Origin of the sequence: Nostoc sp. FACHB-133 (genome assembly GCF_014698055.1) — a bacterium.
In the GTDB taxonomy this organism is placed as follows: domain Bacteria; phylum Cyanobacteriota; class Cyanobacteriia; order Cyanobacteriales; family Nostocaceae; genus Nostoc.
Genome location: NZ_JACJSH010000041.1, coordinates 15,140 through 28,915, shown reverse-complemented (window position 1 = coordinate 28,915; position 13,776 = coordinate 15,140). Strand labels below are relative to the sequence as shown.

The window sequence follows — 13,776 nt, the reverse complement described above, 5'->3', positions numbered from 1 at the left end:
AATTTTCCAATCTGTAGCTGTGTAGGTGTAATTAATTGTAAAACGAGGAAAATAAATTTGAAATACAAAGGTACGCAAAGTTTTCAGTTATGGTATGCGTACCTTTGCATTTAAACTTCAATAGCCGTCTCTTTTTCCTCAATTTTTGGCTCTGAACTAAGCCGATCTAAAATTTCTAAAACCTCTTGTTCAAAAGCAACTTGGGCGCGGTTAGTTTTGCCACCAACATATAAGAGATCGCCTTTTTGCAATGCCCATATTTGTGAATGAGAAAAGTAACTCATCACCACACCCAACATTAGTAAACCAAATCCTGAGTAAACAATTGGTATGCCTGGATCGGCTTTAATTTGCAAGCCAGTGCTGCCAATAATATCCAGAATTTTCAACTTCACGCCATTGACTTCGGTTGACATCCCAGCGCGGACAGTATCAACTAATTTACCTTTGGGATCATAAATTAATACCATCCCTTGCAAGTCTTTGGCTAGTAAAGAAACACCCTCACTCAAATCCGGTTTAGTAGGAACCCACGTACCCCAAATGCGCCCTTGTCCTTTAGTGTTCAATAGCGCCATTGGTAATTGAAAAATCGGGCTGTTGTTAAATTGGACGCGAACACCTGCAATTCCCCAATCAGTTTGGTAGAAGGTTATGCCCCGATAGCGCAGAGGCTCGTTAACAAAAATCTTTTTGTGGTCAACTTCCTCTCCCTGCTTATTTAAGACAGACATATCAGAATAAAATTGATCGATGCCGCCAGATGGAGTGTAGTCAATCCAAAAACGATTGACGCGCACAGACCAATCTTTCGAAACTTGGGCAGCTAAAGGGCCAGCATCGACAATATTTGTCACTTGAAATGTATCACCACTGGCAATCATTTCCTGTGCCATAAACCCAGTCATCGCCCCCCAAATTCCCCCTATTAGAATAGCTACGATACCAATATGAACGATAATTGGGCCGATGCGTCCGACTATTCCTTTGCGGGCATAGAGGATATTTTCTTTTTCTTGATCTGGAAAAATTTTATAGCGGCGTTTCTGTAATAGTTGGCTGAGAGAATTTAGAGAACCATTATCTAGTTCTGCACTTAAAGCTAATTTTTGAAATTGCCGTGGTTCTTCGTAATATTTCCAGCGCTGGGCGGCTTTTAAAGCTGGTAACTGTCGGGTAAAAGAACAAGCAGTTAAGCTAGTACCAAATAAGATGAGTAATGCTAAAAACCACCAAGTACGATATACATGGTCTAAGCCAACTACCTGAATTACCTTCCAAGTTAAGAAACCAAATAAAGCTGGATGTTCTGGGTAGTTAGCCTGGTAAAATGCGGGTGATTGACCTTGTTCAATTACAGTACCGGTGGAACTAAAGATTGCAATCAACAGCAATAGTGCGATCGCTAGTCGTAAGTTAGTCAGTACGGGCAAAAGCTCTTGCCGTAAGAACTTACCAGGTATTGCCCACCATTTTAATTCTTTGGACGCTGAATCTTCTAAAGTCATTACGTGTAAAATCTAACAAAGTATTGATATTAAAAACTGCCAAGGGGAATCCGAGAAATTAAGGAAAACACACCGAATCCTACCAACAGCGCTCCGCTAACTGGGTTAATCCAACCAGACCAGCGACGCAATTCTAGTAATTTTTTAATTGAAGCTGTAAAAGTACCCGCCAAAATCAATGGTGCTACATAACCGACTGTGTAAGAAAGTAGCAAAACAGCGCCTAAAATTAAGTCTTGAGTATTGGCAATCCAACCCAGTAAACTGGCTAAAACAGGCGTGCTACAAGGAGATGCAACTAAGCCAAAAGTCAGCCCCAGTAAATAAGAACGCAATCCTATAGGTAAATCTTGGGAAATCCAATTCGTTTCGCCCAAAGATGGAAATTGCAGAGGTAGTGCTTTTAGTAAGTTCAGCCCCATGAGAATGGCGATAATGCTGACGATAATCGGCAAACCAATTCCCACTTGTCCATAGACTTTTCCTACCAAAGCTGCTATTATTCCCATCCCGGCTAATGTAGTTGCTAATCCAAAAGCAAACCAAGTTGATTGAGCAGCTGCTTGCAAGCGGTTTTTGGCTTCATAACCGCCGATGTAACCAATGGTAATTGGCAGCATAGAAAGCATACAGGGTGTAAGACTGGTGAGCAAGCCAGCGCCAAAGATGATACCAACACTGACCACGCTAAGGTGTGCCAGTTGGTTAGAAACGAGGCTGTTGGCAAATTGTTCTAGTTGGTAAATTTGGGTTTGCAGGTTATCAAGCATGGGGAGTTTCTGAGCGGGAAATGCTTACTCTGCTTGAATTGTAGCTTATTTTTGTCTGTAGAGTTAGCAGAAGTGATTATCTCAAGCTGATATCATCTAAATTTCATCTGCCCAAAGAAATGTATCTAAAATACAATTAAGCTCGAATTATCTCGGAAGAAGCACTGCTGGAGCATTTAGCATGATGATTGCATTACCCGGATTTAAAATTGTCACTTTGTTAAAAGCAGGGGTAAAAGCAGTCATATATCGTGGAATCAAGGTTAAAGACCAGTGTCCGGTAATTATCAAAGGGCTACGTCCAGAACAGTGTACACCCAATAATATTGAACAACTCAAATATGAGTATGCGATCGCTCAAAGGTTAAATATTGCCGCCGCAGTCAAGGTTTACGCCTTAGAGATGCACCAGGGAATCCCTTATTTGATTATGGAGGATTTTGAGGCGCGATCGCTCGATCAGTTGCTAGACCAATTTCAAGAACCTATTTCATTCTTAAAAATTGCTATTGAAATTACCAGCAACCTGGCACAAATTCACACTCATAACATTGTCCACAAGGATATTAAGCCACAAAATATCTTAGTTAATCTCGAAACCAGTCAGGTTAAAATTGCCGATTTTGGAATTGCTGCTTTTATTCCATATCAGCAGCAAATAGTTAGCAGTTCCAGTCGAATTGAAGGCAGTTTACCTTATCTTGCACCTGAACAAACCGGACGGATGAATCGAGGAATCGACCATCGTAGCGATTTGTATTCACTGGGAATCACCTTTTATGAGATGCTGACAGGTCAGCTACCATTTCAAGGCAAAGACCCATTAGAGTGGGTGCATTGTCATATTGCCCAATCTCCGCCATATCCGAAAAAGCTCAACCATGATATTCCCCAAATGCTCTGTGACATCATTATCAAATTGTTGTCTAAGGTTGCAGAACAGAGATATCAAAGCGCTTTAGGTTTGCAATTTGATCTGGAAAAATGCTTAAAGCAATTGGAGACAACTGGAGAAATTCAATCCTTTGTTTTAGGTGAGCAAGATATCTCAGAGCGCTTTCAAATTCCCCAAAAATTATATGGGCGAGAACAAGAACTTGCCAAGCTTCTCCAAGCATTTGAGCGAGTTGTTAGTCAAGGGAAACCAGAAATTGTCCTCGTCTCTGGCTATGCTGGAATTGGGAAATCTTCTTTAGTTAAGGAGATTCACAAGCCGATTGTGCGAGAACGTGGAGTTTTTATCTCTGGTAAATTTGATCAGTACAAACGAGATATTCCTTACTCCACAATTGTTCAAGCTTTTCAAACACTTGTTAGACAAATTTTAACTGAGCCAGAAGAGCAACTCGCCAATTGGAAAAAGCGAATACAAGCAGCATTAGGGAACAATGGTAGATTAATCGCCGATGTAATTCCAGAAGTTGAATTAATCATTGGCGAACAGCCACCTATACCAGAGTTGGGACCTGCTGAATCTCAAAATAGATTTAATTTAGTGTTTGAGAATTTTATCAGCGTATTTTCGCAAAAGGAGCATCCACTCACGGTTTTTTTAGATGATATGCAGTGGGCAGACAGTGCTACTTTAAATTTAATTCAAACCGTCATTACTGGGTCTAGTATCCATTATCTCTGCTTTATTTTAGCCTATCGAGATAATGAAGTAGATGTTGTGCATCCCTTTAGTTTAATGATGGAGAAGATTTGCCAGCAGGGAGTTAGAAAAACTGAAATTATTCTTACTCCCTTAAATCTTGTTTATGTAAATCAATTGATTGCTGATACATTGCATAGTTCAGCAGAACGAGTAAAACCTCTTGCTCAATTGATTATCCAAAAAACTGATGGTAATCCTTTCTTTGTCAATGAATTTCTGAAAACACTGTATCAAGAAAATCTGCTGATTTTTGAACCCCCTCAATCCCCCACACCTCTTTCATCCCCCCTTGGTAAGGGATGGCAATGGGATTTAGCTCAGATTGAAGCCCAAGGTATTACAGATAATATTGTCAACTTGATGATTGGGCGGATGCAAAAGCTACCAGCCGCAACTCAAGAAGTGCTTAAATTAGCCTCCTGTATTGGTAATCGCTTTGATCTAGAAGTTTTAGCGATCGTTGGTGAACAATCTATTCAAGAAACAGCAAATGCTCTTGTTGAAGCAATTTTAAGAGGATTAATTATCCCCATAGAGTCAGATGAAACAACTGGTAGAAACTATCGTTTTTATCATGACCGAGTTCAACAAGCTGCTTATGCCTTAATTGCTGATGAATCAAAGTCGATAGTTCATCTGACCATTGGGCGACTTTTACTGAAAAATTCTAGTTATGAACAAGTAAACGAGCAAATTTTTGATTTAGTAAATCAACTAAATCTCGCGGTTAATCTGATTATTGAACAGACAGAAAAAGATGAATTGGTAAGATTGAATTTAATCGCTGCTAAAAAAGCAAAAGCATCTACAGCCTACACTCCTGCTAAAAGACTTTTTAAAGTTGCTATGAATCTTTTAGCTGAAAATGCCTGGATAGAGCAATATGAACAAACATTTACTTTATTTAGAGAACTAGCTGAATGTGAATTCTTAACCGGGAATTTAGAACAAGCGGAACAATTATTTGAGTTACTATTGCTCAAAGCAGAATCTCATGTAGACAAATCTAATATTTACATGCTGCAAATCAGACTCTATCAAGTCGCGGGTAGATATGAAGAGGCGCTGACATTAGGATTAAAAGCTTTAAAACTTTTTGAGGTGACATTCCCTGATACAGATGAGGAAGTGCAAGCTGCGATCGCAATTGAAAGAAACCAGATATCAACTAATTTAGATAACAGACAAGTATCTGATTTAATTAATGCTTTAGCAATCGAAGACCTCAATATTAAAACAGTAATTAGTTTGTTAACAACTTTGGGTCCGCCTACTTATCTTGGTAGACCTCATCTCTTTCCTTTAGTCGTACTTAAAGCAGTTAACTACTCACTCAAGTTTGGGAATACGGCAGATTCCTGTTTTGCTTACAGTATGTATGCGATGTTGTTGGTTTCTATCTTCCATGATATTCCTACAGGCTACGCATTTTCTGAGATGACAATTCAATTAAATGAAAAGTTTAACGATTTGAAACTTAGAGGAGTTGTTCTACACATTCATGGAAGTCATATCAACGTTTGGCGTAATCACATTGCTACCGATATTCCCTTTTTAGAACGGGGATTTGTTGGCTGTGTGGAAGCAGGCGATGTGACGATGGCAAACTACAATGGTTATCAAGGCTCGTGGCAAATTATTCAATTAGGCTCTCCGCTTTCAGATACATATAAATCTTTAGATAAATATATTGTATTCGCCCGCCAGTCTAAACATGAGGCTGTCTATCAGACAATCAGACTACAGCAGATGTTGCTGATGAATCTGCGCGGACTCACTCACCAAAGCTTGACTCTAAGCAATGATGAATTTGATGAATTATACGCTTTATCTATTCTTACCGATGCAGGTTTTGTCAGTGGAATTATTTTTTATCACATTATCAAATTAATTATATTTTTTACTTATGGGCAATATGCAAAAGCACTAAAATGTGCATTAAAATTATCCAAATTTCCCGTTACAGCACTGGCATTACCCATTGAAACAGATTATATTTTATATTACTCACTGACTTTAACAGCTCTTTATCCAACAGTATCTTTTCCAGAGAAAGAACAGTTTTTGCTAACTCTAGAATCCCATCACCAACAATTACAATACTGGGCTTACCACTGCCCTGAAAACTTCTTACACAAGTCTCAATTAGTAGCTGCCGAAATAGCTCGAATTCAAGGTAGAGACTTGGAAGCAATGCGCTTTTATGAGCAATCAATTGCTTCAGCCCGTGAGCAGGGATTTGTGCAATATGAAGCTTTGGCTAATGAGCTAGGCGCTAAGTTTTACTTGGAGCAAGAGTTTGATTTAATTGCCAAAACCTACTTGCAAGAAGCGAAAAATACATATCTGCGCTGGGAGGCATCTGCTAAAGTTAAGCACTTAGAAGAATCCTATCCTCAGTTATTGCCACAACAACAGCTTATTTCTAATGGAACATTTATTACCACAGGCGAGCATTTAGACTTTTTATCAGTAGTTAAAGCCTCTCAAAGCATATCTAGTGAAATTGTTTTTTCGCGGTTGTTGAAGACATTAATGCAAATTGTTATCGAGCAAGCAGGGGCAGAAATTGGTTATTTGTTGCTTGAACACGAGCAAAATCTGGTAATAGAAGTAGAAGCTAAAGTTAATTCCCATGCTGAAAAACTCAATGTTTCTCGACCTGTATTTGATGGCGAAATTTCACAAGTTATTCCGCAATCAATGCTGAATTATGTTCAGCGAACTCAAGAAACAGTGATTTTGCAGAATGCTACTGAGCAAAATATGTTTTCTGGAGATGAGTATGTAATCCAAAAACAACCCAAATCAGTGCTTTGTTTACCGATTGCACGTCAGTCGAAATTACTTGGTATTTTATATTTAGAAAACAATCTCATCCCCAGCGCCTTTACACAGGAAAAACTTTCCGTACTAGATATTTTGACAGTTCAAATTGCTATTTCTCTAGAAAATGCTCGTCTTTATCAAGGTTTAGAGAATAGCCAAGAACAGCTTAACCTGGCATTGAAATCCGGTAAAATTGGTGTTTGGTGTTGGGATATCGCCAATGATTTGTTTGACTGGGATGAGCAGATTTATCAACTATTTGGGTTAACACCTGAAACTTTTGTTGCAACCTCTGAAGCCATTTTAGCTCGTCTGCATCCAGATGATAGCCCATTGCTGGCTCAATCGTTGAGTCGAGCAATTAATAAGGGCGTAGAGCATGATTTAGAATATCGAATTATTTGGGATGACGGCAGTATCCGCTACCTAGCCTGCCGTGGAAAAGCTTTTTTCAACGAAGCAGGTAAAGCCACACACATGAGTGGTGTTGTGCTTGATATCACCGATCGCAAACAAGCTGAAGCCGAACGTATCCAACTGATTCAAGAGCAAACCGCGCGACAGGAAGCAGAAGCCGATCAGCAACGAACAGCATTTTTAGCTCAAGTCAGTGCAACCCTCGCTTCTTCCCTCGATTACGAAAACACGCTAGCAAGTGTGGCAAACTTAGTTGTGCCTTACTTCGCCGATTGGTGCAGCGTTGATCTGCTACTAGACAACCAATCAATTAATCGGGTAGCAGTTGCTCACCGAGATCCAGAGAAAGTTAAACTCGGTTGGCAACTTCATCAGCATTATCCGAGAAAGTTGGATGAACCAGGAGGCGTACCGAAAGTACTGCGTACAGGAATTCCTGAAATGGTAACTGAAATCTCAGATGCACTATTAGTAAAAGGCATCCAAGATGCAGAACATCTAAGGATTATACGTGAAATCGGTTTAAAGTCCTGTATAATGTTGCCCTTGATGGCACGTGAAAGAATTTTTGGTGCAATTTCCTTTTTTACAGCAGAATCAGAACGTCGTTACAGCACATCTGACTTGTCACTAGCTGAAGATATTGCCCATCGAGCGGCGATCGCCATTGATAATGCCTGTCTTTACCAAGAAGCACAGCAAGCACAAAAAACCGCAGAACAAGCCTTAGAGCGCATTGCCCGTCTCCAATCGATTACGGCTGCACTTTCAGAATCGCTGACACCAACCCAAGTCTCTGAAGTCATTGTAGAGCAAAGCATGGCTGCCTTAAAAGCCAGTTCAGCCCTCGTCGCCTTGCTGAATGAAAACAAGACTGAACTAGAAATTGTGCGGGCGGTTGGCTATAAGCAAGATTTGGTAGACGCTTGGCGGTATTTTCCTATTGATTCACCTTCGCCTTTAGCCGAAGCTGTGCAGACTGGACAACCTATTTGGGCTGAATCGAAACAAAATAGAATAGCTCGTTACCCTCATCTAGCTGAAGCTTACGCCCAATATGACATTGATGCCTGGATTTCTATTCCATTGATGGTAGAAGGTTCAGCAGTTGGAGGTATAACTTTAGGATTTCTCCAACTTCAAGAACTTAGTGAAGAAGATCAAGCGTTTATCTTGGCTGTTGCTCAACAATGCGCCCAAGCGATCGCTCGCGCCCACCTTTACGAAGCCGAACGAGCGGCGCGAAACGCTGCGGAATCAGCAAACCGCATCAAAGATGAATTTTTAGCTGTGCTATCCCATGAGCTGAGAACCCCGCTTAACCCCATTCTGGGTTGGACAAAGCTGATGCGGAGTCGCAAACTTGATCAAGCAACAAGCGATCGCGCCCTCGAAACCATTGAGCGCAACGCCAAGTTACAAACCCAATTGATTGAAGATTTGCTTGATGTTTCCCGCATCCTTCAGGGTAAACTTAACCTCAACTTCGGCCCCATTAATTTGTTATCAGTCATTGAAGCTGCGATCGAAACAGTGCGTTTATCAGCACAGGCTAAATCCATTCAGATTCAGACAATTATTGAATCTGGTGTTGGGCCAGTTTTAGGTGATGGCAATCGATTGCAACAAGTCATTTGGAATATTCTTTCCAATGCCATTAAGTTTACTCCTAGTGGAGGAGAGGTAAAAATTAAATTAGAGCAGGTTGGCTCACAGGTACAAATCTGCGTAACTGACACAGGGAAAGGGATTGCACCTGAGTTCTTACCTTATGTCTTTGATTATTTCCGTCAAGCAGATGGGGCCACAACCCGGAAATTTGGCGGTTTAGGTTTAGGATTAGCGATCGTCCGGCATCTTGTAGAACTTCACGGGGGAACTGTGCAAGTAGAAAGCCTGGGTGAAGAAAAAGGAGCAACCTTCACCGTCCGACTTCCATGTTTACAGGATGAAAGGAAAGGAATCAAAAATAAAATAAATACCTCCTCACTGCTGCCAGATCAATCTTTACCTTTATCTGGCTTAAAGATCCTTGTGGTCGATGATGATGCAGATATGCGAGAATTTTTACCTTTCATGCTGGAGCAATATGGTGCAACGGTGACAGCTGTAGCTTCAGCCATTGCAGCTTTAACTGCACTGAGTCAATCCCAGCCAAATTTGATTATTAGCGATATTGGGATGCCAGAAATGGATGGTTATATGCTGATGCGACAGATCAGGAGCTTGGAACCAGAGCAAGGCGGGACAATTCCTGCGATCGCTTTAACTGCCTATGCTGGAGAAATGGATTATCAGCAAGCGATCGCTGTTGGATTTCAACAACATATTTCCAAACCTGTAGATCCAGAAGAATTGGTAAAGGCGATCAGGTCATTAATTAAAAGTTTGTAGCCAGCTGCTCTAGCCCTACTTTGTTCGCGTAGCATCTCAAAGAGAGGTCTGGATCTGCTCACTATGGGATGCAGACAATATTGTTTTATGGTTTAAATGAGGGGTCTGACCCTCTATCCATCATCTGTATCCGTCAGTGGAAAAGGGTTTTGGTCAAAATTTAATTGTTAGTAATCAATTTCCACCCTTATTCACAGGATGACGCTAGCTAAACAAGCGATTAAACTATGGATAATATCAAGGCTATTGTTGCTTTTAGCACAACTTACATAAATTTCATCGCATTCTTAAATTTAAAATCTCATCCTGCTATATAAAATATCAGTTATGTCAGTGTATCAAGGAAGTTATGGGGAAACCACCGATTTGATTATTGGTGTTCACAACCAAGAAAACCTCGAATTACCAACAAATTCTGCTCCTGTCGGCGCTCTTGCCACAAGAAAAGGAAATTTTTCTACGTTTCTTGCTCCCCTGACTCAGGATACTTTTAAGCAGGTCGTTCAGGATGTCGAGCAAAAATTACAGATTGTCCATCAAACCCTATCAATGCTGGATTCCCAGGGGTTTGAAACTCTTCTGCAAGAAATGTTGCATTCGATTACCTTGAAAACCGGGGAATTACTGGGAGCAGACCGGACAACAATATTTTTATTGGATGAAGAAAAACAAGAACTCTGGTCGATTTTAGCTGAGGGGGAAGGCGATCGCTCTTTAGAAATTCGTATCCCCGCCAATAAAGGAATTGCTGGGGAAGTCGCTACTTTCAAACAAGTTATCAATATTCCTTTTGATTTTTATAACGATCCGCGATCGCATTTTGCCCAAGAACAAGAAAAAAGAACTGGCTACCGCACCTACACCATGTTGGCTTTGCCACTGTTAAATGAACATGGACAGTTAGTTGCAGTAGTACAATTACTGAATAAATTAAAATCTGGGAATAATCACGCCGCTCCCCTTGCCGAGCGCGTTGATACCAAAGGTTTTCTCTCTTGTGATGAACAATTATTTCAAGAATTTGCCCCTTCAATTCGCCTAATTTTAGAATCCTCGCGCTCTTTTTATGTCGCCACCCAAAAACAAAGAGCAGTGGCGGCGCTCATGAAGGCCATCAAGTCCCTCTCTCAAAGCAGTCTCGACTTAGAAGACACCCTAAAGCGGGTGATGGATGAAGCCAAGGAACTGATGAATGCCGATCGCAGTACACTATGGTTAATAGACCATGAGCGCGATCAATTGTGGACGAAAATCACTCAGGATGATGGTTCAACTAAAGAATTACGAGTCCCTGTAGGTAAAGGCTTTGCGGGTATAGTAGCGGCTTCTGGCAAGAAATTGAATATTGCCTTTGATTTGTACGATGATCCTGACTCTGATACAGCCAAACAACTCGATCAGCAAAATGGCTATCGCACTTGTAGCTTACTTTGTATGCCAGTATTTAACGCCGATCAACAATTGATTGGCGTTACCCAACTCGTAAATAAGAAGAAAAGTGGTGATTTTCCACCCTATAATCCAGCTGATTGGCCCAAAGCTCCCGACTGCTTCCAAGCTAGCTTTGACCGCAACGATGAAGAATTTATGGAAGCTTTTAATATTCAAGCCGGAGTAGCGCTGCAAAATGCCCAGTTGTTTGCCACAGTTAAGCAACAAGAACAAATGCAACGAGATATTCTGCGTAGTCTTTCCAATGGTGTGGTTTCCACTGATAAAACTGGATTAATTATCGCCGCTAATGAAAGCGCCCAACGTTTGCTAGGACTGGGAGTAGATGAACGTTTAGAAGGTAAATTAGTTAATGATGTTATTGGCATCAAAGAAGGTGACTTTAGCAAGTGGTATCAGGATGCTTTACATGCGGTTGACTTAAAAGGCCGCCAGCAGTATTACCCCGATCGCACACTCTTAACTACTGGTACAGAGCAGCACAGTATTAATTTATCCATTAACACAATTGCCGATGCCAGCGACAACGAGCAAGTGCGGGGGGCGCTGGTGGTGATGGAAGATATCAGTGATGAGAAGCGGCTCAAAAGTACGATGTACCGCTACATGACCCAGGAATTAGCGGAAGAACTGCTGAAATTGGATGATGCTAAACTAGGAGGCGATCGCAAAGAAGTTTCGATTTTATTTTCTGATATTCGCGGCTACACCACTTTGACAGAAAACTTGGAAGCAGAAGAAGTGGTAAGTATGCTCAATGAATATTTTGAATCAATGGTGGAGGCAGTCTTTAAACATAAAGGCACTCTTGACAAATACATTGGCGATGCAATTATGGCTGTGTTTGGTTCTCCTCTCGCATTAGAAGAACATGCTTGGATGGCAGTGCAAACATCCTTAGAAATGCGCCATCGCCTGCACGAATTTAATCAACGTCGCTATGTAGATGATAAGCCCAGAATTAAAATCGGCATTGGTATCAACTCAGATACTGTGATTAGTGGGAATATTGGCTCTAGTAAACGGATGGAATTTACCGCCATTGGTGATGGTGTTAATCTTGGCTCTCGATTAGAAAGTGTCAGCAAACAATATGGTTGCGACATTATTATTAGCCATAACACTTTTAAACCCTGCCAAGATAATATTTGGGCTAGGGAACTAGATTACATTCGTGTCAAAGGCAGAAATGAGCCAGTAGCTATATATGAATTACTGGGTTTACGTTCCAACCCAATTGAAAGCGAAAAATTGCAAGTGATTGAGCATTATCACAAAGGACGCGAGTATTATCTCAAACGCGATTTTAACCGTGCTAGGGCTGAATTTGCCCTAGTTTTAGCAGCAGACAACCAAGATAAAGCTGCTATGTTGCATCTTTTACGGTGTCAGCATTGGTTACAATCACCTCCAACAGAGTCAGATTGGGATGAAGGTGTCTGGACATTTCAAGAGAAATAACTAAATCGAACCACTAATTATCATCTTTCTTGAGTTTGCAGCTAGAGACTGGAAACTCAAGAAAAATTGAGTATTTATTAAAAATAAAAATCTATTTAAATTATTTTTTAAAATATCTTAATATTTCTCAATGAAGTTTAAAAAATCTTGGGAGTGGATTAAGAATCAATTAAGATAAGTCGCTTTGTAAAGGTTAATTGATATTTCTTGTCAAACTGCTGGTGAAGTTAGAAACTAAGAAATACAACACACGCAATTATTTTATGACTGCTATTTCTAGCCTTGAATTCAAACGACCAATTTGGCAAACCGCTATAATATTGACTTTGGGCTTTTGGCTCAGTGCTAGTTTAGTTTTAGACTGGGTAATTATGCCTAGCCTTTATCTTTCTGGCATGATGAGTCAAGCTGGTTTTACAACAGCAGGCTATACGATTTTTTGGAACTTCAATCGGATGGAATTATTGTCTGCTGCTGTAGTCCTGACAGGGGCATTAGCTTTGGGTAAAACCCAATATCACTGGCGCATTGGCAGTATTATTTTATCTGGACTGCTACTAACTATAGCTGTGCTTGACACTTATTTCTTAACTCCGCAAATGTGCGCCATAGGAGTTCAGTTAAACCTATTTGAAGCAGCAGCAGCTATTCCATCGACAATGAATTTATTACACGGTAGTTATTGGGTACTGGAAGTAGTTAAGTTGGTGGCTGGTGGTACACTTTTAAGCTGGTCCTGGCGGGAACAAGTTTAAGTAGATGGAGAATTATAACGGTGAGAATATTTACTTATAAATCTCACACCAAAGACGCAAAGAAATTCTTTGCGTCTTTTTGCTACATATAGTTTATGGGTTAATGAATGCAATATTTATGACGGGCTACGCCTACGCGGTCAATTTTATATTTATATTGGTGACTTTTAAAGCTTGAGATTATTCGGTTAAATTGCTATTATAAAATGATTCAGTTATCTATTAAGTGTAATTAAATAAGCAGGCAAAATTTCTTTTACTGTACATTTTTAGGCCTCCCGGATATTAGAGCAAAAAAATACTGAAAGATAATATTAATTAGTTTTCATGCTTACTTTACTGATTTATCATGAAGTTTAGATATTTCTTCTAACTTTTTTTGAAAATTATAGTAATCTAAATTTTAGTGAGTACGTTACTTGTTATCTACCATTTAGCTAGGAAATAGCTATTTTGCAGGTATGTACTACTAATCAAGAATTTAACTGTAAGTTCTTGAATTTGTCACTTCAAATTGTGCCGGGTGAATATTT

The 13,776-nt window shown here is 40.1% G+C and carries 5 protein-coding genes; 3 read left to right on the top strand and 2 right to left on the bottom strand.

Annotated features, from left to right (window positions below):
- Positions 1-110: 110 nt before the first annotated feature.
- Positions 111-1,508: a cytochrome c biogenesis protein gene (locus H6G86_RS26350; RefSeq protein WP_114085356.1), complete on the bottom strand. Its 1,398-nt coding sequence runs from the start codon at positions 1,506-1,508 to the stop codon at positions 111-113.
- A gap of 29 nt (positions 1,509-1,537) precedes the next feature.
- Positions 1,538-2,278, bottom strand: a complete 741-nt coding sequence (locus H6G86_RS26345; protein WP_190936795.1) for a cytochrome c biogenesis protein CcdA — start codon at positions 2,276-2,278, stop codon at positions 1,538-1,540.
- Between the two features lie 181 nt (positions 2,279-2,459).
- On the opposite strand from H6G86_RS26345, the gene H6G86_RS26340 reads away from it, so the two are divergent.
- From H6G86_RS26340 to H6G86_RS26330, 3 genes are all read left to right on the top strand, one after another.
- Entirely contained in the window at positions 2,460-9,575 is a 7,116-nt protein-coding gene (locus tag H6G86_RS26340) for an AAA family ATPase (protein WP_190936794.1), read from the top strand.
- 327 nt (positions 9,576-9,902) lie between these two features.
- Positions 9,903-12,488: a GAF domain-containing protein gene (locus H6G86_RS26335; protein WP_190936793.1), complete on the top strand. Its 2,586-nt coding sequence runs from the start codon at positions 9,903-9,905 to the stop codon at positions 12,486-12,488.
- 263 nt (positions 12,489-12,751) lie between these two features.
- The gene (locus tag H6G86_RS26330; RefSeq protein WP_190936792.1) at positions 12,752-13,243 is read left to right on the top strand and encodes a hypothetical protein; all 492 of its coding nucleotides are present in this window, start codon (positions 12,752-12,754) and stop codon (positions 13,241-13,243) included.
- The last annotated feature ends 533 nt before the right edge of the window (positions 13,244-13,776 follow it).

Coding starts and splice junctions, on each gene's coding strand:
- H6G86_RS26350 (WP_114085356.1), bottom strand. CDS start 1,508: ATGACTTTAGAAGATTCAGCGTCCAAAGAATTAAAATGGTGGGCAATA.
- H6G86_RS26335 (WP_190936793.1), top strand. CDS start 9,903: ATGTCAGTGTATCAAGGAAGTTATGGGGAAACCACCGATTTGATTATT.
- H6G86_RS26340 (WP_190936794.1), top strand. CDS start 2,460: ATGATGATTGCATTACCCGGATTTAAAATTGTCACTTTGTTAAAAGCA.
- H6G86_RS26345 (WP_190936795.1), bottom strand. CDS start 2,278: ATGCTTGATAACCTGCAAACCCAAATTTACCAACTAGAACAATTTGCC.
- H6G86_RS26330 (WP_190936792.1), top strand. CDS start 12,752: ATGACTGCTATTTCTAGCCTTGAATTCAAACGACCAATTTGGCAAACC.